This is a genomic window from Candidatus Omnitrophota bacterium, assembly GCA_028717245.1.
Lineage (GTDB): Bacteria > Omnitrophota > Gorgyraeia > Gygaellales > Profunditerraquicolaceae > JAGUYA01.
This window is the reverse complement of record JAQUOD010000010.1, coordinates 24,403-47,858: the sequence shown is the minus strand read 5'-3', so window position 1 is coordinate 47,858 and position 23,456 is coordinate 24,403. Positions and strand designations below refer to the sequence as shown.

Here is a 23,456-nt window from a genome sequence, read left to right as displayed (position 1 = left end):
TAACCTGGCTCTTTCTTCTGCCTGAATCCTCTCTGCCCGCTCTTTCTGCGCTTTTTCTACGGCGAGTTTTCTTAGCCTCTCTTGTTCTTTAGCTCTAGCCTGTTCTTGCTGGATTCTCTTTTTCGCGACCAGTTCTTCTTCGCGTTTTCTCTTTTCCTGCTCTAATTGTTTGGCTTTAGCTTCTTTTTCTATCCTTGCCTGATATTCTTTCCTGGCCCGCTCTTCGGCAGCCTGTCTGGCCTTGATTTCTTTTTCCTGGGCGAGGCGGGCTTTTTGCTGGGCAGCTGCCGCTGCCTCTAATTTTCTCTGCTCTTCTTTCTGCGCCTTATCCTGCGCCAGCTGCCTGGCTTTAGCTTCTTTCTCCTGGGCGAGGCGGGCTTTTTCTGCTCTAAGCTCTGCTTCTTTTACCTGGCGCTGCCTCTCTTGTTCGGCTTTTAACCTGGCTCTTTCTTCTGCCTGAATCCTCTCTGCCCGCTCTTTCTGCGCTTTTTCTACGGCGAGTTTTCTTAGCCTCTCTTGTTCTTTAGCTCTAGCCTGTTCTTGCTGGATTCTCTTTTTCGCGACCAGTTCTTCTTCGCGTTTTCTCTTTTCCTGCTCTAATTGTTTGGCTTTAGCTTCTTTTTCTATCCTTGCCTGATATTCTTTCCTGGCCCTCTCCTCGGCAGCCTGTTTGGCCTTGATTTCTTTCTCCTGGGCGAGGCGGGCTTTTTCTGCTCTAAGCTCTGCTTCTTTTACCTGGCGCTGCCTCTCTTGTTCGGCTTTTAACCTATCCTGCTCTTCCTGGCGGGCTTTAAGCTTAGCCTGCTTGAGGGCTAAATCCTGTTGTTGTTTCATAGCCTTAGCCTCTTGCGCTAACCTCACCCGCTCTTCTTTTTGCGCCCGGACCTCTTGGGCCTCGCAGCCTGCGCTTTCTTGAACCTGAGTATTTATATTACCGGGACCCTTATCTTCTCCTTCAAGACGAGAAAAAGAAAATAAGAGCAGCAATATAAAAAACAAAACCAGGCTCACGCGATTTTTATCTTTCATTTCGCCTCTCGTTTAATAGTTATCTCCTGGCCATTAGTTGTATTTTTTAAAATAATTTCCTGCGCTTTTAATTCTTTGAGCATAAAATCGCCTATTTTTCCCTGCGGGGCTAAAAAGACGGTTTTTTTATTCAGGGTATCTTCTACCACCGCTACTTCTGCTGACTTTAATGTTGCTTTCCCGCGGTATAAAAACCGGGGCGCTTGTTTGGGCTGCTCAGCGCCTGCCGCCGAGACCTGCGCCGGCGCAGGTTCCTGGGGCTTGGGCACGGAAAAAGCATTATTCCCTCTTAAGATATTGATAAATCTTTCCTGCCCTAAAAAAACATCCTCTAAATTCAAAGGGCTAAAAGGCAAACCCTTGTCTTTCCAGTCCGCCTCAATCAGGGTTTGGCTAATCACCATCTCTATTTTAAAATCAGAACCTTGCGACTGTAAAAGCATTGAATCAATAGAAACCAAAGGCACAATCTGGCTAGCCTGAATAACAAACTCCAAAAAAGCCGATGCCGGCGCGGCTAATTCTAAACGGGCATTTGCCGCTTTTACGCCGGATAAACCGCTTAAGTCCTCCGGAGGTTGCGGAGTGATAGAAACGAAATTTATGCCGCAGTCTATGCCCGTATTCACCACTTCCTGTAAGACATAAAGTTGTTTTAAAAGATGCCTTGCCTCTTTTTCTTCCGGTAATTTTTCTTTAAAGCCTAAATCTTTATAATTAACCTTTTTGCCTATGGCCTTGTTTTTCAAGGCCTGGTTAATATTATCCAACTGGTCCACAAAATAGATGGCCGGGTCATAATCTTTTTTTATCTCTTTCTGCGGCGGGTCAAAGAGATAAACCAAAGGCAGAAGCTGTGTTTCTAACAATTGGTCTTTATCCTCTTTAAGTAACGCCAGGGTCTGATTATTCAGGCCGGGCATCACCTGATTCAGAATGGCCTGGTTTTTAAAAGTATCCTTAGTAATCAAGGCAATCCTGCCGCTTAAGACAGCTGCCGGAATTGCCAAAAGCGCCCCGCTTACGAGTAAGACTAAAAAAACGGACTGCCTGGCTACGTTAAAATTTTTTATCATCATTCTGCTTCAAAATGTAATTTAAAAGTAATCGCCTTGGCCGCGCCAGAAGGAAAAGTAGAAGAAAATATTTTGGCATCCTTTATATCTTCGTTTTTCTTAAGGTTAACCAAAAAAATATTCACATCTTCATAATCAGAGGCACTGCCCGAAAGGTCAACCAAAAGCCTGCCTTCCTTATTCTTTGCCTCTACTTCCTGGATCTCTACGTCTTTGGGCTTACCGCGGGAGATCTCTGCCAGCGCCTTTAATAATAGCTCCTGCTGCCCTAATTTTTTCCCCAGATAATCCTGCATCTTCTGTAGTTTTTCTTTCTCGTCTTTTAAGACCCGCACCTGCGGCGAAACAGAAGAACTTAAGTAATTAATATTTTTATAAACGGCCATTTTTTTCTGAAAACTATTAAAGAGGCTTATATCCAGTAATAATAGTATGGCTAAAACTAAACCGCCTAATGATATAGCGGCCTTTCTGGCGGTAGCGCGCCACTTCAGGATGACCTCTGCTTTTATTTTTTCTTTGATGAGGTTTATCGTGAAACAGGGGTCCGGTTTAAGATAGGTAAGCCCCACGCCCAGGCTTAAAGCCATCGGCTGCTGATTTTCCGGTGATGGTTTTTCTGAAGAATCGATCTTTCTTAAGGGCTCCAGGGCCTTAATCTCAAAATCCCCCATGGCATCTCTGAGGGGAGAAATGATATCACCAAAGTTATTCATCCGTCCGCAAAGATTAAGGCTGGTAGCCCTCTTTTGCGTAGCGGAAGGGTTCTGTAAATAATGCGTATTGAATATCTGCTGGATCTCTAAGGAGAATCTGGATGGGGCCTGGGGGTCTTCCTCAAGATAAAGGCTGCCCATAGACAAAGGATAAAGCCATAAACGTTTATCTTCGTAAATAAGCAAGTCGCTGGCGGAGCTTCTAATATTTAAAATTGCCCATTTCTCTTTTTCTTTTTCGGGATAATTATAGATAAGGACGTTATAAAGCGCTACGAAGGCAGGGGCCACACCTAAACATTTCAGGCCTAATTCTTCAACCTGCGTGACATACCTGTGCATCACTTCTTTTTTCACTGCTATAAGATTAAGTTCAGTACTCAACGTAAATGTATCCCAGAAACACTCCTCCAGTTTGAAAGGAAGGTTCTGATGCAGGAGAAATGCAGTGTGGTCCTTTGCCCTGGCCTGGCCCTTGCCCTTTGCCAAAGAAGGAGCAAGGCGGAAGGTCCGAAAAAGCACGGCTTGTGTAGGCAGGCTCATCACTACAGCGGATTTTTTCAGGAAAGGATCCTGGCTTAAGCTTTTTAAATCAGCAAAGACTTTGTAGCCGCCTAAAGAGACCTTACCCTTCTCTTTAAAAAATAACTCAGTAGCTACAATAGAATTTTCATCAATGTCTAAGCCGACAATTCTCTTGCCCATTGTCACAATCTCCCTAAGATTTTCTTAAACTTATTGATATCATCCAACGAATATTCCCTGCGTTTATTGATCGGGTTCCTCCTGGGCTTGGGAAAAATCTTTTTCTTCTCATAACGCATGAGAGTCTGCTTGGAGATCCCCAGTATCGCCGCTACCTCCTGCGTGCCATGATACATCCTTTGCATTTGATCCTCCTTTCCCGACATTTGCATCCCCATTTGATTTATCATCTTAAAACCCCCTGATATGCTTTGTATATATTTGAGATAAGTTGACACTATCATAGATACTTTTTTTATTTTTGTCAAGCTTTTTTTATATCTATCTTACTCTGCTAGCCCAAAGGCCTATCTTCTACAATCAGAGCCCCCCATATCTAATAACCGCTGATCCTCAGCAAAAAGCTAATTTTAGAGGACTAAACGGGCTATTAACTATATTTTATGATTAATTTATTGCATCCGCGCCATGAATAGCGCAGTTCACTTCGCCATTGCTCAGTGTCCTTCGGCGAAGTGTCCTGAGCATGCCGAAGGATTGTGGCCGCGAACGTATAAGTGCAGAGATATGGCAGAAAGCAGTTTTAGGCAATCTTATGTAGAAACAAAAGTCTTTTATTATCAATAAGTTATGTTTTATTTAGAATTTAATCGTTTTAATCTCCCCGCTCTATAACAGTGCGGATAGTCTGGTAGGCAAGGGTTTTACCTTGCGGAGAAAAATCCCCGCGGGAGGATATTTCGTAGACATCAGATTTAACCGTGAAGTAATTGCAGAAAGGGATAAAGCCGGGGTTTAAAAGAAATAAATCCCCCACTCCCAATTTACGGCTATCTTTAATACCCAGTGGCCGGTTGCTCAAAATAACATCCGTGAGAGCCTCGGAAGTAAGTATGCTGCGTAAAACCTCTTTCTTCGCCGTATTGATATTCACCCGGCCTGCCACAGAGAAAACAGGCTCAAGCCGTATTTGTTTTAAACCGGATTTTATTTTTTCAGAACCGGCTGTAATTTGTATTTGCAAAATCCCGGGATCCCCCGGAATTTCTATTTCGCCGTAAAAAGCGCTTCCTGAAATAAACAAGAGCGATTCAGGGTCATTGAATTCTTCCGTAGCAACAGTCTTTACTGCTACCCGGATTTCCTTACCCTCTAAATCCGCATCATCGGTCAATACGCTTAATGAGTAACTGCCTTTGGGGACTGCCGAAAATTCCCATGTCCCAACGGTATCTGAGCCCCCCGGTTTTTCATAGCTGTACATATCCAAGGGAATAGCTTCATAACTAAAGTGGTCGGCCATACGGGCAATATCCTCAACGGAAAATTTTTTCCAGTTTTCTCCGGAAGACAATTCCTCTGCCTCGGCCAATCCGGAAAAAGGCTGATTGAGCACTTTAACCTGGCTAATATTATTTTTGATCAGCTTGCCGGTTTTTTCATCGCGCGTATACATCCCGGAATTTTCATTAGCCGCGCCGGGCGTGGATAAGGTTTGGCTTTCACTAAGATACCAGCCGTCAAAAAATCCGTTGCCATCCGTATCGCTCTTGGCGCTGGGGTCAGGCCGTTCTAAACTTGTAAATGCCTTAAGCTGCGTACTCTGGTATTCTATTGCATCTATCCTTTCACCGCGGCTGTCTTTCAAAATAACCCTGCCTCCCGCATCAGGCAGGAGGTCTGATCCCTTATCTATGTTTTTAGCGGTTTCATCAAAAAGAAGCCCCACGGCATTAACTTTATAGATGCCCTGGAAAGAAATTTTGTTTGACCGCAAATTCTTAGGGGTGGGCGCAACATCATTATTATCCACCGCTAAAACTAAGTGTTGATAAGGCTCAATATCCGTATTTTTAGGTATACGGGCCGGCCAACCCGGGACTAATTCGCCTCCTAGCGTGTAGGCCTCCACTGAAAAATCATCCAAACTAATTACCCGGGGCGAAAGATTCAGCACCTCAATAAATTCTCCGTCCGGTTCCTGCAGGATTCTTATTCCTTTGAAGCTGGCTCCTTCCAGCGAGTTATTCCTGATTTCGATAGTAATCGTGCCGTTACCTCCTACTTCTACGGTGTCAGGAAAATAATCGCCATCGCGCAAGCTATCGCCTATTCCCCCTAAGATATAGACATCGCCTACCAAGCCGCCCTTTACCTGTGCCTGGACGGCCACATAATAATACCCTGGCTCAATGCCGCTTAAAACCCATTTCTGGATCTGCCCAATTCCGATAGAACCCGGATTACTGGCCAATACTTCCTTCGCAGGCTGAATCATCAACTCATTGATCACTAAAGCTTCAGTGCCCGTAACCACCCTCCTACTCAACCCCTGTTTAGAATCCGGACTGACTAACTCAATATGGGAAAATTTACAGATTTGGTTTTTTATGGGCTTCAGGGAAAGCTCAAGGCTGCCTCCCTCTACCTCGACCATTTCATTTAATCCTTCTCCTGACATCGTCAGGGGCTCTGCCGCCACCATATCCGCGCTCCGGGTGCCATAAAAAAAACAGAAATACTTCCCATCTCCAACAGGCAGGTTAGACCAGATAAATTTACCCGGGTTGTCACTATCACCGTTCGCTTCGTAGTAACCATCCTTCTTACGCCAACTGCCGGCTTCCGAAAGCCCGGAAGGGACGAAGGCCTGGCTGAATCTATCCAGAAGGGTCTGGGCAAAATCAATATCAGAGGCATCTTTTAGGTTTGCCGCCTTCTGATAAGCATCCTTTATACCGGCGTTTAAAAATGCCTCTAGAATAATGCGCGGCTGGGAACTATTCAAATACACCCTCCTATTATCACTCAAGTCTATCTCCAGGTCCTTGGAATAGATAGTTAGATAATCTTTTGCTACGGCAAAATCCTTTGCCCCCAGGATTGAACCTGCCCCTTCTTTGGCATTAAAAGGCCTTCGGGATATAAGGGCGCTTGCTTTAGAAGAATTTATGCCTAAGTCGGAAAAAAGCCGGCTTAAATTCTCTGCGGCAACGCTATTAAGGTTAAGGCGCGCAGCCTCGTCAGAAACCCTGACGCTAAAAAGCCCGAAGGCATTACCCTCCCTGTTTGCTACGTTAAAGGCCTTACTTTCATTCTTACCATCGCCGTCTAAATCCGCATCCTCACCCTGAAAATTATCGAAACTCAAATCTTCAAGGGAATCAATGATATTAGCGGTTTCGTCTAATGCTATAACTTTATGGGCGTAGGCAACCCCTGCCTCGGCAATATATTGGGCCCTTAAACTGTCAAGGTGGCGTAAGGCGGCGGTCCTCTCAGCCTGCGAAAGGACGAAGAAAGCCGTAAGGAGCATGAAAAACATACCCAGGATAGTCACTACCAAAATCAGCGCCTGACCCTTTTCTTTCATAATTAATACCGAAGTTGTATCAAAGTATCAGGTATCAGAGTATCAAAGTTTTTTCTTTGACACTTTGATACATTGACACCCTGATACCTTAAGGAAGATAAGTCACGAACCTCTGTCTTTCTGTCCTACCCATAAAAATAAGGTCTATATCTAATTCAACATAAATCAACTCTACGCCTTCCTGTAATTTCAAGGATTTAGTATAGATAGTCCAGAGCAAATCTTTTTCTTTACCGCTTGTCTCGCCAAGCCCTATGTTCGGCTGTGACTTCAGTTCTTCCATTTTCTTTTCAGCAAGGAAATAAACCTCATTAAGCCGGCGGGCATAGGATAAGGATTGCAAGCCAAGGGGGAAAAGGTTATAAGAAGTAACCATGCCTAATCCCAGGATAAATATGGCAAGTAGGACTTCAACTAAAGTAAAACCCTTTCTGATAATTAGTGTCATAGTGTCAGGGTGTCAAAAGTATCAAAGTTTTTTCTTTGACACTTTGATACATTATTTAACCATACCGCTTAAGGTAAAGATGGGGAAGAATAAGGAGACAACGATAAAACCTACGATTGCGCCCATAACTACAATCAAAACCGGCTCAAGTAAGGATAATAGGCCGGTAACGGCAAATGATACCTCTTCTTCATAGTCATGCGCTATTTCTAAGAATAAATCGGCGATTTTTCCGCTCTCCTCTCCTACCTGGATCATCCTGACCAAGGTCAACGGGAATAATCCTGTTTCCTCCATTGCGCCAGAAAGACTCTTACCTTGCTCTACCTGATAACGGATGTCCTCTAAGGCATTCTGCAGCAGGACTGCGGAGGTAGTCTCATACAATACCTCCATGGCTTTTGTCAATGTCACGCCCGACGATAATAATGTGCCCAGGGTACGGCAGAACCTGCCTATCTCCATAATCTTAGTCAGCTTGCCGAATAAAGGCACACGCCAGAGAAAATTATTGATAATCTGTTTACCAGCCGGCCGGCGGGACATCAGAAAAACTATAACGGAGAGAATAGCGAATAAAACCGGAAAAATCCAGCCCCAATGCTGGAGGAATTTGCTTAAGTTAATAAGGAACAGGGTGGTCGGAGGAAGGCTGCCGCCCATATCTTCAAATATGCGCATAAAGACCGGTAAGACAAACATCAGCAGGCCCACCAGAATAACGGTAGCAATGATTAAAACAAGGATGGGGTACATAAAGGCAGCCTGGACCTGGCGGTTAATCTTACGGCTCTCGACGAGGTGCTGGGATAGTTCTTTAAGTATTTCAGTCAGGTTGCCGCTTACCTCCGCTGCCTTGATCATGTTGATGTATAAGGAGGAAAATACCCTGGGTGCGCTGCCTAAGGCCTCGGAAAAACTCTTGCCTTCCTGGATATTCTGTATTACCCCTTCCACAGTCTTTTTGAACCTGCCCGGCTGTAGCTGCGTAGAGATAATCTGCAGGGCCTTTAAAAGCGGGATACCTGTCTTTATAAGGGTATATAGCTGGCGTGTAAAGGGTATGACCATTACTTGCGGCTCCTTGATTTGAATAGATACCGGCTTTATTATACCGAGCCAAGTTTATTTTGTAAAGCTCAAAATTTAGCACCTGGTGCGAAGCTAATCGGGCACCTGGTGCGAAGTTGAGATTGTACCTGTCCCTTTTCTATAAGAAATGGTTGCAATATTGTGATTTTGAATTATAATAAATCCTTAAAAAGAGGTGAAGCAATGCTTAAGAAATTACGCCATAAGAAAACAGCGAAAAAAATCTGGATTGTCCTCATACTCCTGATTGTGCCGGCATTCGTATTCTGGGGTTTCGGCAGTTTTATGCGTAACAAACAGGAAGCTACTTATGTCGGAATAATCTACGGCAAGAAGATAACGCCCCTGCAATATAAAGACGCCCTGGATGCGGTAAAAAACCAGGCAATCATCCAATTCGGGGATAATCTCTCAGAAATAGAAAAAAATCTCAACCTGGAATCTCAGGCCTGGGAAAGATTGATTTTGTTGGCCGAGGCAAAAAAACGAAAAATAAACGCAAGCGATAAAGAGGTTGTGGAATTAATCCAGGGCTATCCCTTCTTCCTGGATAAAAACGGGCGCTTTAATAATCAGGTATACTCCCAGATGCTGCAGTATGTCTTCCGCACCCAGCCGCGCGTTTTTGAAGAACAGGCCCGGCAAAACCTGGCTATCTCAAAACTTTACAAAAAACTTACCGACGATATACGCATATCCGAGGAAATAACCAGGCAAGAATACGAAAAAATAAACGAACAGATAGACCTGTATTATATTGCCGCTATACCGGCTGATTTTATAAAAGAGGTAAATGCCTCTGAAGAAGGCTTAAAAGGTTATTTCACAAAAAATCCCCTTAAATTCAAGCAGCCTGTTTCTTTTAATATAGAATACCTCTCTTTGCCCGCCAAAGATACAGACGAAGAGGCAACGCAGGATAAAATCAAGAAACTCTTCTGGCGCTTAAATAAAAGGGAAGATTTCGTAAAAGTAGCCAAAGCGTTTGGCCTGGAAATAAAGGAAACCGGATTTTTTAGCCAGACAGACCCTATCCCCGGTATTGGCTGGTCGCCGCAAATCTTCAGTTTGATTGCGAAATTAAAAACAGGAGAATTTTCACCGCCTATACGTATGGATAAATACTATTACATATTAAAACTGAAAGAAAGGAAAGAATCTTATATACCTGATTTCTTAGCGATAAAAGACAAAGTAGAAGAAGAATTTATCAGAGATAAATCGCAGGAAATCGCGCAAGAAAAAATAGAAAATTGCCTGAAAAAACTGCGGGAGTCATACCCGGATAAATCCAAGGCTGCGGATTTCAATAAAGCAGCTGATATTTATGGTTTAAAATCAAAATCGACCGGTATGTTTAAGTATGGCGGTTATATAGAGGGGGTCGGCGTATCGGATACTCTTTTTACTGCTGCTTTAAGCCTAAAAGGAAAAGAATTCAGCCAGATTATCAAGATGCCTTCGGGTTTTTATATCATCAGATTAAAAACAAAAACCCCTATTGATGAGGCTAAATTTAAAGAAGAAAAAGAAGAATTTGCTAAAAGATTATTGCTGCAGAAAAAAATAGAATACTTCACCGCGTTCATTGAGGAATCAAAGAGAAAAACGCAGGCGTTCCAAGAAAATCGCCTTCGGTAATAACCTTAAAGTGCGATTTTCAGTGGTTAGGAAAGTGCTTTATACTTTCCTACACCATAAAAAACTTAACTTATCTTAATGGAATTAACCGGGCACTGCTCGGATACTTCCTGCAGATTATGTAAAGCGCAACTTTGGGCTTTCACGTGGGCGATACCATCGCCTCCCACCTCGAATACTTCCGGGCAAGACTGTTCGCATAAACCGCACCCCACGCATGTGGAAACATCTACACTTACCTTACTCATCGTTATATCAACCTCCGTATTCAGCTGTAAGTTATAAGCGTTAAGCTATAAGCTTTTCAATATGTAAAATTAACTTTCTTTTTTTAGCTTACGGCTTACAGCTTAAAGCTGTTTTTTAAATTATCTCTCTAATAGATTTTCAAACGTCTCTTCGTGGTCTACTTCTTCGGATAATATATGCGTGACTAACTGATAAGTAACGTTGTCTTTGCCTAAAGTCTTCTTGGCGATTTTATTGTAGACATCGATCGCGCCTGCTTCAGCTTCTAAGACTATGCGTATAATCCTGTTGATATCGGAACTGTTCTTTGGCGGCATCATATAGGGACTGTTGGCGTTCTTTTCCAGTTCCATAGGATTGGCAATGGGTATGCCACCTAACTTAATAATCATATCCGCGACTTCCTGCGCATGTTCTAATTCATCTTTAGCGATCTTGTTCAAAAACTCCTGTATATCTTCGTAGGCCTTGCCTGAAACCATTAGTGCCATATACGTATAAAGATAGAATGCTAACCACTCATCCGCATATGCCTTGTTCAGGTCCTTGACCAGTTCCTTTAAACTCAATTCCACTATTGCCCTTGCTTGTTTACCCATTTTTACACCTCCTTTAATTGGTGTCATAGTATCAAAGTATCAAGGTATCAAAGTTTTTCTTTGACACTCTGATACATTGACACCTTGACACATTAAGTTTCGGCTTTTAGATTATATTTCTTAATGTTATTATCCGCGATCTCCTGAATCTTCCTTATTTCTTCAGGGTTAGCTAATATATGTTTAAACCTGCCCTGGGGTTTAAGGTATTCCTCTACGGGCTTAGGCTGTGTAACCTTACGCACCGCTGTCAATTGGCCATTTTCGTATTCAATCAAAGGATATAAACCCGTCTCTACCGCAAGCTTAGCGATTTGATAGGTCAGGTTAGTCTCATGGCGCCAGCCCAGAGGACAGGGCACGTGTATCTGGATATATTTAGGGCCTTTGATGGATATGGCTTTTTTTACCTTACGCTGCAGGTCCTGGGGAAATCCGACAGAAGCAGTAGCCACATAAGGTATGCCGTGGGCATTGGCGATCTCCGGCATGGGTTTTTTGGGACGGATATTGCCCTGAGATTTGCTGCCCGTGGGGCTGGTAGTAGTATTGGTATGAAATGGCGTCAGGCCGCTGCGCTGCACGCCGGTATTCATATAGGCCTCGTTGTCATAACAGACATACAAGATATCATGCCCGCGCTCTAACATCCCGGATAGCGCCTGCAGGCCGATATCGGCTGTGCCGCCGTCGCCTGCCTGGGCAATCACATTAGTAGTATCTTTTTTGCCTAAATAGATAAGGGCTGCCTCTACTCCGGAGGCGACTGCTGCGGCATTCTCAAAAAGGGAATGAATCCAAGGCACATTCCAAGCTGTCTCGGGATACTTGGTAGAAAATACCTCCAGGCATCCGGTGTTATTGACCACCACAGTATTACTGCCGGCAGCCTCGATGACTAAACGCGCCCCTAAAGACTGCCCGCAACCTGCGCAGGCAGTATGCCCGGGTTTAAACAAAGGGTTATTCTCCATATGCCTCTTTAAGCAATTCGGGTTTTAAATCAATGAACTCCAGATTAACTTCTTTCTGGTTTAATTTAGCGAATATATCTCTTATTGACTCAAGCGTGATATCCCTGCCGCCTAAACCCGCTACAAAACTGCTGATTATTTTAGGCGTTTTTTTCTTGCCGAAGAATGCCGCTTTTATCTCCACAGCCAAAGGCGCATAAGCGCCCAAAGAGACCGCCTTATCCAAAACAGCAACCTTAGGCACGTCTTTTAACATATCGTACACGCGGCTATAAGGAAATGGCCGGTAAGAAATAATTTTTAAGAGGCCGACTTTTTTACCCTTTGCCCTTTGCGCATCCACGGCTTCCTTAATCGTCCCGCATACCGAACCCATAGCCACAATGACTTTTTCCGCGTCCTTAATATAATACTCCTCAACCAGCCCGTCTTTATAATCCCGGCCGAACTGGCTCTTGAATTCCGCGCAAATCTCGGGGATCTTTTTCAAGACATCCTTAAAGGTCTCCTGAATGGCAAAACGCGCCTCCAGATAGCAATCCGGGTCTGCCAGTGGGCCCATAGTTAGCGGCTCGGCAGTATCTAACTTATACAAAGGTTTATAGGGAGGCAGAAATTTATCCACCTGATCCTGCTGGGGCATATCCACCGCTTCCATCCCGTGCGTCAATATAAAGCCGTCCATACAAACCATTACCGGAAGCATAATGGATTTATCCTCGCTTAAGCGGTAACCTAAGAGATGAAAGTCAATTACCTCCTGGTTATTCTCCGCGTATAATTGTATCCAGCCCGAATCCCGCAAGGATACAGAGTCCTGCTGGTCATTCCAGATATTAATCGGCGCGGATATCGCCCGGTTGGCGCAAGTCATAACTAAAGGCAGGCGCATCCCTGAAATATTAAAAAGCACCTCTGCCATATAAAGTAAGCCCTGTGAGCTGGTGGCAGTAAAAGCGCGCACGCCTGTAGCAACAGCGCCTAAGACTACCGACGCTGCCGAATGTTCGCTTTCTACGTTAACAAACTGGGAGTTCAGTTCTCCGTCGGCTACCATCTGGGCCAGCTCTTCTACTATGTGCGTCTGGGGAGTAATAGGATAAGCGGAAATAACTCCCGGCTTACAAAGCCTGACGATTTCGGCAACCGCGCGAGAACCTTCCAAAAACTCTTTCATCCGTTCGACAATCTCCTCCCTCCGTTCGCCGCTTGCTCAGGATGGCCCTCAAGCGAGCAAAGCGAGTCAAAGGGTCACTTCTTTTCTCCTTCAGTAACCTCTTCTACCATCTCGATATCGGCTTTGGGGCATATCTGAACGCAGAGTCCGCAGCCTTTGCAATAATTATAATCAGGTATATATGTGTTTTTTTCTTTACCCTGTATGCAATTTTCCGGGCAAATTAAGGCGCACATCTTACAGGCAATACAATTTTTCTGCAGGAATTTTGGCCTGGCCTTAACTCTCCAGGAGCCGGTCTTATCGCCTTTAGACTTAGCGGGTTTTACTATTAATGGTCCGAACATAACGTTTAAACTTTCAAACTTTCAAACATTTAAACAGCTTTCTTAATATATTCATATCCCTGCGTGATAGCCTGAATATTCCCTTCCTGCGCCTTGCCGGAAAACCGCTTTTTCACCACCTGCAATAGAGTGTCTAAATCTAATTCTCCTGTGGCAGCGGCAAAAGCCCCGATTAATGTAGTATTACCTAATGGCCGGCCTATGGCCTTCAGGGCAATTTCAGTAGCAGGGACCACAAATATTTTTTGTTTTGCCTTTACCTTGGGCGCTTCCGCGCCCTCTTTATCATTAATAATAGCTACGCCGTTCTCTTGCAGGCCGGAAAAACAATTAAAGCCGCGCATCAGGGTTGAGTCCATTACCAGAACATAATCGGGTTCATATATTTGGCTGCGCAGGCGCACAGGCTTGGCATCTACGCGCACAAAGGCATTCATGGGCGCTCCCATCCTGGCTGCGCCGAAATTCGGAAAGGCATAAGGGTACATACCTTTTAAAAAATAGGCATACCCTAATAATGCCGCCGTAGTAATCGCGCCCTGGCCCGCGCGCGCGTGGATGCGTATTTCTTTCACCCCGCCCTTCCTTTCTGTTCTATCCCAGCCCTCTTAGGAAGGGCGGGGTTCATCTAATCCCTTGCCTCCTTAAAAAAAGACTTCTCTATAATATAATTTTTAAGTTAACTTGTCAAACAATTTATTTTTAGGGAGTTTTTCCGATAGACGAGGATAACTCTGAAAGTAATCTAAATATATTCTCCGATTTCCGGATATCCAGCGTGCCCAGGCCGCAAGCCGGGCTGATTAAGAGCCTGCTTAACAATAAATCCTTATCCACGCCCTTTTTACCTAATATATCTATGCCTTCTTTGATCTTTTTTTCAAAGGATGCGACGGTCTCTTGGCCGGTAAATTCCTGTGTCGGCACTATGCCCCAACAGAGGATGCCTCCTCTTTTTAAGAAATCGTTGAGATTGCCTGCGTAAAGAACGAGTTTATCTAAAAAACCAAAGGCATCGAAATTGATAATATCTATGGCCTGGATATCCGTAAAAATAGACCAATCCGTATTGCCGCAGCAGTGGACTCCTATCAAGACATTATCGGACTTTATGGGGCCTGTAAGCTCCGATAACCCCTTAACCACATCCTCCCTGTTTATAGGCGTGTAGGCAGAGCCAAAACAGCCCAGATACGGCTCATCCAGGAACATAATTATCTTCTTGCCGAATTTTTTAAAAAGTTTTATCTGCCAGAGCGCCTTCATCTGCAGGCCTTTTAAAATTGCCTGCATAAACACGCTATCGTGTAAAAGCGCCTTCCCCTTTTCATCCTTTATGCTGGCGGCAAAAGTAAACGGCCCGGTAATCTGGCATTTAATAAACTCTATATTTTTTAGATCGGAATTCTCTAATCTCTGGTAAAATTTATAGAGGCCTAAGGCAAAATCCTTGCTTATTTTAAAATAATCCGTTTCGCCGGCAATTATACGCTCATAAAAAATTTCCAGTTCCTTGTCTTTATCTTCAAGCGCAGAAAAGAATAAACCTTCGCGCGCTATTCTTAAACAAGGTAAATTCTCGCTAAACTGCGCCACCATCCCTTCACGGATGTCGCGCTTGGGTAATTGCGGCCAGAAGGGGATATCCGGCACATATTTAAATATCACCTCTAATGCTTCGTCGGCATCCCGATACGGCAGGCTCCCTATTCCCGTAGCTAAGCCCCTTAGGCCTTTCATATACAGCTCCCTTATACTTTCTCTCTCCTTAAGTCCCCGCGCGGCCCGATTTCCGCTATATCTTTTAATTTAATTTTAAAGATAACGACACGCTCAGGAAACGTTAATTCAAAAGTCTCATGCCCCCGGCCCCTATAGAGGCCTTCGATAATACGCTTTGCCGAAAGATCTACTTCTCTTTCCCTGAACTCACTCATCATTTTATCATATTCAGGGCCCTTATCTATTATCTCAACCGCCCCATTTATCTGATAGCCTATCAGCGTATCCGGCTCCATAAATGACAGCGAGACACAAGGGTTAACCTTTAAATTCTCCCAGGTCTTGCCGATGGTATAATCAGCCAGATAAATAAAATTATTTTCTAATTTTAAGAAAAATTTAGGCGCGGCATTCGGCTGGCCGTTAAAATCAGCCGTAGCCACGCTGATAAACGCCCTGTTTTTTAAAAGTTTGGTTATCTTTACGGATAGCATACGCCTCCCTTTGCGGGATTACCTCAATCTTATGGCTAAATCCATTAATGTCCTGACCAAAAATGACCTGAAAAACAATATCGCCAAAAATGCAATTATCGGAGAAATATCTATCCCGAATCCTGCAGGCAGGATTTTCCTGATGGGATAGAGTATGGGTTCAGTAGTCTTATATAAAAATTGCACCAGGGGATTAAAGGGGTCCGGGCTTACCCAGCTGATTAACGCGCGCACCAGTATCAGCCAATAGAGTATTATTAGCACTACATCCAAAATTTTCGCTATGGCGATCAAGAAGTTACCAAACACAAACATCTTACTCTCCTATTAGCGGCTGTCTTGTCTTACTTTCCCACAGCACCGCTCGATTTTCCCCTCTTACGAGGCAGCGGGTCCTATCTTGGGTTATTATTTTAGTGTTTCGCTTCCGCGTGCTGAAAATCTTTGCCGTGCACTGCGGTTTACGTCTCGCTGTCGCTCGAGCCTTACCCGGGTAAGAGTAAGGTTACTCGGCTTTCGCTCGACGTAATCCCTTGTGCACTCCTGCCAAAGATTTTCTAATGCACGCTCCAGCAAAACACTAAAATTTATTCTAACTACTTACTCACAAATAAATCTGGCGAATTTTCATCTGGCTGCTAAGAATATTGTGTTTGCGGGTGACGCGGGAGATGCCTCGAGCCAAATTTGGCGAGAGGCGCTCACGCGGCAGGACCCGCTACCTCGTAAGCGAGAAAAGCGGCAGATTCATTTAAAATCCTAAATTTTCATTAACTAATATTACCTTCAGCCTGTCCGGAGTGACTTCTGCTTCAATAATTAAAACCTGACAGCACATCCTTTTATATTCGGGGAATAAACAGATCTCCTGGCGGCAGATACCGTCTTTAAAACAAGGCGTATTCCAGTTAAGCCGCTTGCAATTCAGGGGCGTGGCGTAGCACCTCGCCCGTTTTATTGCCTCCTGAATATCCGGCGCGATTTTATTCACGCCGGCAACGATAATTACATTCTTGGCATAGGAGATACCTGCCGTACGATTACCAAAACCGCTAAAAAAAACCAGCTCGCCTTTTTGCGAAATGGCATTAGCGCTGGCCAGGTAATAATCAGCAGCCGCGCCCTGCCTCCTTAAATTCAAACTCTCTTCTTTTGAAATGTTGTTTTTATACTGGCTGAATACCGGATTACCGCGGCCTTCTAGGCGCTTGACTATGCCTAATGCGTCAAGGGTTACTGAACCGGAAATACCGACGCTGCTGGCTAAAGGTATAATTTCCAGGATTTTTTCGGTTGCCTCTTCTTTATTCCCGCAATAAAGGCCGGCGATATTCCTTTTCTGCCAATTCTTAAGCAGATTTTCTATTTTTAGCTCCACCTATTGCCTCCTTCTCAGCTGAGAAGACAAGCTATGCCTTATTTTTTTTAACTGCGGGCTGATCAAAACCGGGTATTCTACCTTAAAATAAATATCCTTCAAGTCCCGCGTAATCTTAGAAAGGCTATCCCTGACAAATGCCCTTACCTTCTCTAAAGAGGGCATCTTATAAATTATCCTACCCTTCTCCACCACCTTTATCAGTAATGGCCTGCCTCTTATTTTTTCCTTATCTAAACCCAGGATGTCTTTTATAAAGTCGCCTCTTGCGCCCAGGACCCGAAAAACCTGTTTTCTCGACGGATAAGTAATTTTCCCTCGGCTTAATTTCATCGTAGGTAAGAATTTACCATTTTCGCCGGTAACCTCGCTTATTTTATAAACTACATCCAGGCAGGGCGCGTCAATGCTAACACCCATATTCGTCCCTACGCCGAAACTATCCGCCAAAACACCCTCATCCAACAGGTTTTTTATCCTGAACTCATCCAGATTGCCGCTGGCAAAAATCTTTACATAACTTAAAGCCGCCTGATTTAACATCTTCCTGGCTAATTTAGATAGACTTACGATATCTCCGCTATCCAGCCGGATACCCTGCATTTTATGCCCTATTGCTTTAAGGTAGAGGCCTATCCTGACGGCATTCTCAATACCCTTCTTTGTATTATAAGTATCCACAATCAGGGTCGTCTTCCCAGGGAAGGTATTAGCATAAGCGAGAAAACTATCCAGCTCATGTTTAAAAGACATCACGTAGGAATGCGCCATAGTGCCTATAAGGGGTATCCGGTATAATTTTCCTGCCAATACGCAAGAGGTCCCGCTGAAGCCGGCGATAAAAGAAGCGCGTCCTACCTTGATCCCGGCGTCAGAACCATGCGTCCTTCTTAAAGAAAAATCATAAACACCCCTGCCCTTAGCCGCTAAGACCACGCGCGAGGCCTTACTGGCAATCATCGTCTGTAAGTTTATGGTATTGAGCAGGAAACTCTCGATAATCTGGGCTTCGATGATCGAAGCCGTAACGCGTATAACCGGCTCATTGGCAAAAAATATACTCCCTTCGGGCATTGCCCAGATATCGCCCTTAAATCTAAAACGGCTTAAATAACGCAGAAAATCCTTCGAAAAAATCTTACGGCCCTTTAAATATTCCAGGTCCTCTTTGCTGAACCTTAAATTTCTTATATAATTCAAAACATCTTCCAGGCCGCAGGCAACCAGATACGCGCGGTTCTTAGGGAGCTCTCTGACAAACAAATCAAAGGTAGCCAGGGTGGCCCTTCGGTAAATAAAATAACTCTGGGCCATAGTCAATTCGTATAAATCTAATAATAATGGGTTGGGGTATTGCGGTGTCATTTTAAGGCGATATCCTCATACTTACTATGCGAGAAATAATTGCTGGAAGAGGCAATGTAGCCTGCTTTATTAATGTAGACATAAGTAGGCACTCCTATTACGCTATAACTATTGGCAACGGAGGCCTCTTTATCTAAAAGAACCTTATAAAATACCAGCCGGTTATTCATGAACCTCCCTACCTTCTCGGCGGGCTCCTCTATATTTATCGCCAATACCTGCGTATCATTCCGGGATATCTCTGCCTGTTTATCGTTTAGTTCTTTGAGCTCGCCCCGGCAGTAAGGGCACCAGGTCGTCCAGAAAAACAATATTATGGGTTTACCCTTTAAGGCGGCAAGAGAAATCTCTTTACCCTCTAAATCCAAAAGCATAAAGTCAGGCGCAGGCGCCAATTCACTAGTCTTAGGTTTAGGGGGGACTGCTGCGGCATAAGAAAAATTCTGCATTAATATCAGGCAGAAGATAAACAAAAGCGGTTTTTTTACCACATCAGCCTCCCGGCCATAATCAGGAAATATTCTCCGATTCCCAGCATGATAAAGCCAGAGAGTTTCTTCACCACCTTAAGCCAGGCATGGGATTTGGAGAGGTTCATAAAAATAGAGCTGAAGGTCCCGGTTAGGATCAAGAGAAAACCCATGCCGTAAGCAAAGACGAATAAAAGGCTGGCGCCATAAAATATATTTTGCCTGGTGGCCACATAAAGCAATATTGTGCCTAAGGCAGGCGCTGTGCAGGGGCTAATCACCAACCCAGAAGTAAGGCCAAGAAGAAAAACAGAAAGGATACCGCCTGTCATTTTTATTTTATGCTGCAGGCGAATCCCGGAGAAATTGATATGGATGACGTCAAAAAAAGATAAGCCGGAGATAATACAGGCATTGCCTATAATCAGGAACGAAACAGGATGGGTAGAAATCCTGCCGAATAATCCTGCGCTAAGGGAGGCAACGAGCCCTAATATAGAATAGGTGACCGCAATGCCCGATACATAGACCAGGCTAAAGATGAACCCCCGCAGGCGCGAAGAGCCCGCCTCAACTCCGATAAAACCCAGGGTCACCGGCACCAAAGGGTAAACGCAGGGCGAAAAACTTAAACCCAAGCCGCCTAAAAAAGCGCCTATATAAGTTAAGGAATTATCTGGTAGAATCATTTAGCCACTTCAGGTATTCTTTATTTCCGGCGATAATGGGTAAGGCAATAACTTCCGGCACGCTATAGCTGTGCAGGGACTTCACCTTTTTTATCACCCAAGACAGGAGCGTTTTCCTGGTCTTAATTATTAAAAGTATTTCTCTGGCCCGATCTATTTTCCCCCGCCACCGGAACAAAGAATGCACACCCTGGATGATATTGACGCAGGCAGCCAACTTTGCCTTAATTAGCGCTGAAGCGATTTTTTCCGCCTCTTTCTTATGGCTAGCGGTGACAAAAATTATTGTATTCATTTTAATCTCTTCACTAATTTTGCTACTCTTACGCCTAATCTCAGGCATTGCTTGGTGGAGCGCGTATCCGGTGCGTCAATGGCTACTGCGCCGTAGTGGTCTCCCTGCGGGTCACCTTGAATAATCATACCATGAATAAGCATGGCCTTCAAGATATCTAAAACAGTGGTTTCATTGCCGCCGCCGATATTAGCAGAAGAAGAAAATGCCGCCCCGACTCTGCCGTCAAGTTTTCCGTGAAATTTGACCGATTCATCCAAAAGCCTTTTAATTTCATAAGCCATTGTCCCATAATAGGTAGGCGAACCTATGGCTATGGCTTCATACTGCAGTAATTCATCCGCCTTTACATCTTTTATCTCCTTGATAACTGTTTCTAATCCTTCTTTCTCAATGCCTTCTGCGACGGATTCTGCCATCTTTTTGGTGTTACCGCTACGTGAATAGTAAATAACTAATGCCCTGGCCATTTTTATCATCTCCTTTTAGATACGTTTGTGTCAAGGTATCAGAGTATCAAAGTTTTTTCTCTGACACTTTGATACACTGACACTTTGACACTAACTGTGTTTTTCCTCGATTTTTATGGACTTCATCTTACCGAACTGCGCGCAGGTATCAAAGATGATAGTCGGGTCATCGGTATATATACATACCTTAAAGTCCTCCCCTTTTATATCGTTATCCTGTAGGGCTTGCGAAATCTCTAAATTTTCGCCGAATTCTACTAAAGAATTCCTTAGGGTTTCCATAGGTATAGCCGGGAAGATATTTAAGATGAACTCCAGATGGTACTTATGCATTTTTAATCCTTCAGCATCATTACCGACATCATCCTGCCGGAAGAACCTTGTTCCAGGCGATAAGAAAAAAAATCCTTGTTATGACAGACAGTGCAAATGCCGCAGTCAAAGATATTCTCCTCTTTAACGCCTGAACCTAAGAGTTGTTTTCTGTTTATTACCGCTAAATCCAGATAATAACGCTGTCCCCTCTTGATAAATTCGCAAGGAGAAAAACCGCTCAATTCTTCTTTCACTTCATAACAGCAGCTTCTTATGACCGGGCCAAAACCTACTAAAAAATTTCCGGCATCGGTATGGAATCTTTCCCGCATTAATTTCACGGTTTCCCCAGAGATATTAAAGGAGGTACTACGCCAACCCGCATGTGCTAATCCGATAGCAGGCGTTTTAGGATCGTATAAAAATACAGGCAAACAATCTGCAGTCAATATCGCCAACGGTAAATTTTTCTTATCGGTTACCAAAGCATCCGTATCAGGGATAGCGGTATCACCAGATAAGGCGCCCCTGCCTTTATCATCCTCTCCCATATATCGGACTGTTTTACCGTGAACCTGTTTAGCACATACGAGGCGCTGATAATCAATGCCTAATGCCTTTAAAAAAAGCTTACGGTTTTCTAAAGAATCTTTGGTATCGCCGTAGCATAAAGACATATTTCCGCTAGCGCGGCTGCTGAAAGAATATACCAACCCTGCATCGGGGAATTTTTCAAATATACGATATTTCTTATTTTCTTCCGGCATCTTTAAGGGATATTGATTTCTATTGCCTTGTCCCTGGATTTCTCACCCTTGATAATCTTAACCTGGTATTTTTTCAGATGGAAATGTTCTGCCAACACCTCAATTAACTGTTTATTAGCCAGGCCTTCATGGGGGGATTGAGTAAGGTAAACTTTGAAATAATTATTTTCCTGTTTGACTAACGTCCTGCCTGCCTTGGGTATAACGCGGATATTGATAATCACTTCTTTTTTTGTATGCCGGTAGGAAAAGGCTGCGGCTTTAAAGCCTTAGATTTTTTAATTACTTGCCCTCTATCCGTTTATTGTCCTGGATATTGCTAAGCCGGTCGGAAAACCTATCCAGCTTCTTCTGGGTATCTTCGTATTTAGCGCTGGCCCCGGAAATATGCTTACCCAGGATATCAAAATCTTCCTTGAATTTATTGATTTCGATGGAGAGCATACTTAAATTCTTCAGTATATTTTTGGCGTTCTCCTCTATCTTTAAGCCTTTAAGCCCCAGGCAGATTACCTGCAGGTAAGCGTAAAAGGTATTGGGCGATACGGGGATGACCTTCTTGGACATACTGTAAGAAAAAATATCTTCCTTGATAATCACTTCATAATATACATTCTCCGCCGGGATATACATCAGCGCAAAATCATAGGTATTCTCCTGCGGCAGGATATACTTGGCGCTGATTTCCTCGACCCTGTTTTTTACGTCCTGGATAAATTTCCTGCGATAGGCGTTCTTCTCCTGCTCATCCTGGGTATCCAGCATCTTCTGGAAATTCTCTAAGCTGAATTTGGCGTCCACCGGGACCAGGCGTTCGCCTAAGCGGATCACCGCATCTACGGCATCGCCTGACTTAAAACGGTACTGCATCTGGTAATGCCCCTTCGGCAGGACCTGGGCTAATAAATTTTCCAGAAGCGCCTCTCCCATTGAGCCGCGGAATTTAGGGGCGCGCAGTAACTCCTGGAGGCTGGAGATATCCTTGCTTATCTCCACGATCTGCTGGTTAGTCTTTTCCAGTTTGCCCAACTGCTCTTTTACATTGCCGAAGACGGTTGTGGCTGAACCTAAGTTCTGGCCGATAATCTTATTGGCCTCTATCAACGACTGGTTCATCTGGTTCAGGCGTTCGCTAACCTGGGAGGAAATCTTTAAAACGAGGGCGATAATGACGAAGGATAATGCCAGAAATAATAAACCTATGAGCCAAAGCATAGTGTTATTATAGCACTCTCTTTTTCACTTATCAAAGCAAATAATCCTTTTTTATCCGCTTTATGCTTCTAAAAATATTGGTCTTGACGTCGGGGGAGACCTTCCTTAGGCCTTTGATGATATTGGCGACCCTGGTGCGGTTTGAAGTAATAGAGTTGGGGCAGACACAGGTTTCATGGGGCAGGTTTTCAAGCCCGGCAAAACGCTTAATCATATCTTCTTCCACATAGGCAAGGGGCCGGATAAGGACAATCTTTCCTTTGAACAATACCTGCCTGGGCGACATTGCCGAAATCTCGCCGTTAAAAAATAAATTCATCAAAATCGTTTCTATAATATCGTCTTTGTGGTGGCCCAGGGCAACCTTACTGCAAGCGAACCTGTCTGCTACCTCAAAAAGGGACTTCCTTCTGTTCCAGGAACACCAGAAACAATTGATATCTTTACGCCTGGCCTTCCTGAGTATATCTACCTTTTCAATGTGGTATTTGACCCCGATTTTTTTAAAATATCCCGTTAATGCCCTGGCGCAGGAACGCGGATAACCTAAATCTATATGCACGGCCAATACTTCATATTTTATGGGCACGAATTTCTGGCGGTCAACTAAGAGACGAAGGAGCGTCAGGCTATCCTTGCCTCCGGATACTGCCACGGCGATTTTATCGCCTTCAGAGAGCATCTGGTAATCCATAATCGCCCTGCCCACTCTCTTAGAGATATAGAACTCCGGGCCCTGCAATACTGCCATTTCTCCTCTCTTCTATAGGGACGGTTCTCAACTTAATCGGAGAAGTGTCCCTTTTTGGGGACACTTCTTGCTTTGGCTTGAGAACCGTCCCTAATATAT

General features: G+C 44.1%; 28 protein-coding genes. 1 reads left to right on the top strand and 27 read right to left on the bottom strand.

The genetic code is table 11. From position 1 onward, the window contains the following. The 7 genes from PHV44_06575 to PHV44_06545 form a co-directional block, all read right to left on the bottom strand. A partial coding sequence (locus tag PHV44_06575; protein MDD5592934.1) for a hypothetical protein occupies positions 1 to 1,029 on the bottom strand: 1,029 nt, incomplete at its 3' end. Next, positions 1,026 to 2,108, bottom strand: coding sequence for a hypothetical protein (locus tag PHV44_06570; GenBank protein ID MDD5592933.1), 1,083 nt, complete (start codon positions 2,106 to 2,108; stop codon positions 1,026 to 1,028). The genes PHV44_06570 and PHV44_06575, both read right to left, overlap by 4 nt. Continuing rightward, entirely contained in the window at positions 2,105 to 3,526 is a 1,422-nt protein-coding gene (locus tag PHV44_06565) for a PilN domain-containing protein (GenBank protein ID MDD5592932.1), read from the bottom strand. The genes PHV44_06570 and PHV44_06565 overlap by 4 nt, the downstream gene beginning before the upstream one ends. A gap of 2 nt (positions 3,527 to 3,528) precedes the next feature. Then, positions 3,529 to 3,711, bottom strand: a complete 183-nt coding sequence (locus tag PHV44_06560) for a MerR family transcriptional regulator (protein MDD5592931.1) — start codon at positions 3,709 to 3,711, stop codon at positions 3,529 to 3,531. A 470-nt stretch (positions 3,712 to 4,181) separates the two neighbouring features. Beyond that, entirely contained in the window at positions 4,182 to 6,899 is a 2,718-nt protein-coding gene (locus tag PHV44_06555) for a type II secretion system protein GspK (GenBank protein MDD5592930.1), read from the bottom strand. Positions 6,900 to 6,987: 88 nt separating this feature from the next. Next, complete coding sequence (locus PHV44_06550; GenBank protein ID MDD5592929.1) at positions 6,988 to 7,347, bottom strand: prepilin-type N-terminal cleavage/methylation domain-containing protein; 360 nt, start codon at positions 7,345 to 7,347, stop codon at positions 6,988 to 6,990. Positions 7,348 to 7,398: 51 nt separating this feature from the next. After that, positions 7,399 to 8,418 (bottom strand): type II secretion system F family protein, encoded by a 1,020-nt coding sequence (locus tag PHV44_06545; protein MDD5592928.1) that lies wholly within the window; start codon positions 8,416 to 8,418, stop codon positions 7,399 to 7,401. A 204-nt stretch (positions 8,419 to 8,622) separates the two neighbouring features. Here PHV44_06545 and PHV44_06540 point away from each other — a divergent pair, with 204 nt between their 5' ends. Beyond that, positions 8,623 to 10,080: a peptidylprolyl isomerase gene (locus PHV44_06540; protein MDD5592927.1), complete on the top strand. Its 1,458-nt coding sequence runs from the start codon at positions 8,623 to 8,625 to the stop codon at positions 10,078 to 10,080. A 65-nt stretch (positions 10,081 to 10,145) separates the two neighbouring features. Here PHV44_06540 and PHV44_06535 read toward each other — a convergent pair whose 3' ends face one another. The 20 genes from PHV44_06535 to PHV44_06440 form a co-directional block, all read right to left on the bottom strand. Further along, positions 10,146 to 10,328, bottom strand: coding sequence for a ferredoxin (locus PHV44_06535; GenBank protein ID MDD5592926.1), 183 nt, complete (start codon positions 10,326 to 10,328; stop codon positions 10,146 to 10,148). A 120-nt stretch (positions 10,329 to 10,448) separates the two neighbouring features. Next, positions 10,449 to 10,928, bottom strand: a complete 480-nt coding sequence (locus PHV44_06530) for a ferritin-like domain-containing protein (protein MDD5592925.1) — start codon at positions 10,926 to 10,928, stop codon at positions 10,449 to 10,451. 92 nt (positions 10,929 to 11,020) lie between these two features. Then, on the bottom strand, positions 11,021 to 11,902 hold the full coding sequence (porB, locus tag PHV44_06525) for a pyruvate synthase subunit PorB (GenBank protein MDD5592924.1): 882 nt from the start codon (positions 11,900 to 11,902) through the stop codon (positions 11,021 to 11,023). After that, positions 11,892 to 13,079: a pyruvate ferredoxin oxidoreductase gene (porA, locus tag PHV44_06520; GenBank protein ID MDD5592923.1), complete on the bottom strand. Its 1,188-nt coding sequence runs from the start codon at positions 13,077 to 13,079 to the stop codon at positions 11,892 to 11,894. The genes porB and porA overlap by 11 nt, the downstream gene beginning before the upstream one ends. Before the next feature lie 74 nt (positions 13,080 to 13,153). Then, entirely contained in the window at positions 13,154 to 13,426 is a 273-nt protein-coding gene (locus PHV44_06515; GenBank protein ID MDD5592922.1) for a 4Fe-4S binding protein, read from the bottom strand. 29 nt (positions 13,427 to 13,455) lie between these two features. Then, positions 13,456 to 14,001 carry a 2-oxoacid:acceptor oxidoreductase family protein gene (locus PHV44_06510; GenBank protein MDD5592921.1) on the bottom strand — a complete coding sequence of 182 codons (546 nt, stop codon included), beginning with the start codon at positions 13,999 to 14,001 and terminating at the stop codon, positions 13,456 to 13,458. Between the two features lie 127 nt (positions 14,002 to 14,128). After that, positions 14,129 to 15,166: a methionine synthase gene (locus tag PHV44_06505; GenBank protein MDD5592920.1), complete on the bottom strand. Its 1,038-nt coding sequence runs from the start codon at positions 15,164 to 15,166 to the stop codon at positions 14,129 to 14,131. Positions 15,167 to 15,177: 11 nt separating this feature from the next. Continuing rightward, positions 15,178 to 15,642 (bottom strand): pyridoxamine 5'-phosphate oxidase family protein, encoded by a 465-nt coding sequence (locus PHV44_06500; protein MDD5592919.1) that lies wholly within the window; start codon positions 15,640 to 15,642, stop codon positions 15,178 to 15,180. A gap of 18 nt (positions 15,643 to 15,660) precedes the next feature. Then, positions 15,661 to 15,957 carry a YggT family protein gene (locus PHV44_06495; protein MDD5592918.1) on the bottom strand — a complete coding sequence of 99 codons (297 nt, stop codon included), beginning with the start codon at positions 15,955 to 15,957 and terminating at the stop codon, positions 15,661 to 15,663. A 436-nt stretch (positions 15,958 to 16,393) separates the two neighbouring features. Continuing rightward, positions 16,394 to 17,020, bottom strand: coding sequence for a lactate utilization protein (locus tag PHV44_06490; GenBank protein MDD5592917.1), 627 nt, complete (start codon positions 17,018 to 17,020; stop codon positions 16,394 to 16,396). After that, a complete protein-coding gene (locus PHV44_06485; GenBank protein ID MDD5592916.1) occupies positions 17,021 to 18,385 on the bottom strand; it encodes a nicotinate phosphoribosyltransferase in 1,365 nt (454 codons plus the stop codon). Next, positions 18,382 to 18,876 (bottom strand): TlpA disulfide reductase family protein, encoded by a 495-nt coding sequence (locus PHV44_06480; GenBank protein ID MDD5592915.1) that lies wholly within the window; start codon positions 18,874 to 18,876, stop codon positions 18,382 to 18,384. Before PHV44_06480 ends, PHV44_06485 begins: the two co-directional genes overlap by 4 nt. Further along, positions 18,870 to 19,544 carry a cytochrome c biogenesis protein CcdA gene (locus PHV44_06475; GenBank protein ID MDD5592914.1) on the bottom strand — a complete coding sequence of 225 codons (675 nt, stop codon included), beginning with the start codon at positions 19,542 to 19,544 and terminating at the stop codon, positions 18,870 to 18,872. The genes PHV44_06480 and PHV44_06475 overlap by 7 nt, the downstream gene beginning before the upstream one ends. Beyond that, a complete protein-coding gene (locus PHV44_06470; GenBank protein MDD5592913.1) occupies positions 19,528 to 19,839 on the bottom strand; it encodes a divalent-cation tolerance protein CutA in 312 nt (103 codons plus the stop codon). The genes PHV44_06475 and PHV44_06470 overlap by 17 nt, the downstream gene beginning before the upstream one ends. After that, on the bottom strand, positions 19,836 to 20,309 hold the full coding sequence (locus tag PHV44_06465) for a flavodoxin domain-containing protein (protein MDD5592912.1): 474 nt from the start codon (positions 20,307 to 20,309) through the stop codon (positions 19,836 to 19,838). Before PHV44_06465 ends, PHV44_06470 begins: the two co-directional genes overlap by 4 nt. Positions 20,310 to 20,399: 90 nt before the next feature. Beyond that, complete coding sequence (locus PHV44_06460; protein ID MDD5592911.1) at positions 20,400 to 20,642, bottom strand: hypothetical protein; 243 nt, start codon at positions 20,640 to 20,642, stop codon at positions 20,400 to 20,402. A gap of 2 nt (positions 20,643 to 20,644) precedes the next feature. Continuing rightward, a complete protein-coding gene (pgeF, locus tag PHV44_06455) occupies positions 20,645 to 21,391 on the bottom strand; it encodes a peptidoglycan editing factor PgeF (GenBank protein ID MDD5592910.1) in 747 nt (248 codons plus the stop codon). 2 nt (positions 21,392 to 21,393) lie between these two features. Beyond that, positions 21,394 to 21,615, bottom strand: a complete 222-nt coding sequence (locus tag PHV44_06450) for a DUF167 domain-containing protein (protein ID MDD5592909.1) — start codon at positions 21,613 to 21,615, stop codon at positions 21,394 to 21,396. Between the two features lie 58 nt (positions 21,616 to 21,673). Beyond that, entirely contained in the window at positions 21,674 to 22,606 is a 933-nt protein-coding gene (locus PHV44_06445) for a DNA recombination protein RmuC (protein MDD5592908.1), read from the bottom strand. A 31-nt stretch (positions 22,607 to 22,637) separates the two neighbouring features. Further along, complete coding sequence (locus tag PHV44_06440) at positions 22,638 to 23,357, bottom strand: ATP-binding protein (GenBank protein ID MDD5592907.1); 720 nt, start codon at positions 23,355 to 23,357, stop codon at positions 22,638 to 22,640. Positions 23,358 to 23,456 lie beyond the last annotated feature (99 nt).

Bases quoted from the DNA above. Each gene is read 5' to 3' on its own strand.
- PHV44_06540 (MDD5592927.1), top strand. From the start codon at position 8,623: ATGCTTAAGAAATTACGCCATAAGAAAACAGCGAAAAAAATCTGGATT.
- PHV44_06445 (MDD5592908.1), bottom strand. From the start codon at position 22,606: ATGCTTTGGCTCATAGGTTTATTATTTCTGGCATTATCCTTCGTCATT.
- PHV44_06470 (MDD5592913.1), bottom strand. From the start codon at position 19,839: ATGAATACAATAATTTTTGTCACCGCTAGCCATAAGAAAGAGGCGGAA.
- PHV44_06500 (MDD5592919.1), bottom strand. From the start codon at position 15,642: ATGCTATCCGTAAAGATAACCAAACTTTTAAAAAACAGGGCGTTTATC.
- PHV44_06565 (MDD5592932.1), bottom strand. From the start codon at position 3,526: ATGGGCAAGAGAATTGTCGGCTTAGACATTGATGAAAATTCTATTGTA.
- porB (MDD5592924.1), bottom strand. From the start codon at position 11,902: ATGGAGAATAACCCTTTGTTTAAACCCGGGCATACTGCCTGCGCAGGT.
- PHV44_06440 (MDD5592907.1), bottom strand. From the start codon at position 23,357: ATGGCAGTATTGCAGGGCCCGGAGTTCTATATCTCTAAGAGAGTGGGC.
- PHV44_06555 (MDD5592930.1), bottom strand. From the start codon at position 6,899: ATGAAAGAAAAGGGTCAGGCGCTGATTTTGGTAGTGACTATCCTGGGT.
- PHV44_06475 (MDD5592914.1), bottom strand. From the start codon at position 19,544: ATGATTCTACCAGATAATTCCTTAACTTATATAGGCGCTTTTTTAGGC.
- PHV44_06545 (MDD5592928.1), bottom strand. From the start codon at position 8,418: ATGGTCATACCCTTTACACGCCAGCTATATACCCTTATAAAGACAGGT.
- pgeF (MDD5592910.1), bottom strand. From the start codon at position 21,391: ATGCCGGAAGAAAATAAGAAATATCGTATATTTGAAAAATTCCCCGAT.
- PHV44_06460 (MDD5592911.1), bottom strand. From the start codon at position 20,642: ATGCATAAGTACCATCTGGAGTTCATCTTAAATATCTTCCCGGCTATA.
- PHV44_06560 (MDD5592931.1), bottom strand. From the start codon at position 3,711: ATGCAAAGGATGTATCATGGCACGCAGGAGGTAGCGGCGATACTGGGG.
- PHV44_06465 (MDD5592912.1), bottom strand. From the start codon at position 20,309: ATGGCCAGGGCATTAGTTATTTACTATTCACGTAGCGGTAACACCAAA.
- PHV44_06535 (MDD5592926.1), bottom strand. From the start codon at position 10,328: ATGAGTAAGGTAAGTGTAGATGTTTCCACATGCGTGGGGTGCGGTTTA.
- PHV44_06550 (MDD5592929.1), bottom strand. From the start codon at position 7,347: ATGACACTAATTATCAGAAAGGGTTTTACTTTAGTTGAAGTCCTACTT.
- PHV44_06570 (MDD5592933.1), bottom strand. From the start codon at position 2,108: ATGATGATAAAAAATTTTAACGTAGCCAGGCAGTCCGTTTTTTTAGTC.
- PHV44_06505 (MDD5592920.1), bottom strand. From the start codon at position 15,166: ATGAAAGGCCTAAGGGGCTTAGCTACGGGAATAGGGAGCCTGCCGTAT.
- PHV44_06515 (MDD5592922.1), bottom strand. From the start codon at position 13,426: ATGTTCGGACCATTAATAGTAAAACCCGCTAAGTCTAAAGGCGATAAG.
- porA (MDD5592923.1), bottom strand. From the start codon at position 13,079: ATGAAAGAGTTTTTGGAAGGTTCTCGCGCGGTTGCCGAAATCGTCAGG.
- PHV44_06495 (MDD5592918.1), bottom strand. From the start codon at position 15,957: ATGTTTGTGTTTGGTAACTTCTTGATCGCCATAGCGAAAATTTTGGAT.
- PHV44_06485 (MDD5592916.1), bottom strand. From the start codon at position 18,385: ATGACACCGCAATACCCCAACCCATTATTATTAGATTTATACGAATTG.
- PHV44_06530 (MDD5592925.1), bottom strand. From the start codon at position 10,928: ATGGGTAAACAAGCAAGGGCAATAGTGGAATTGAGTTTAAAGGAACTG.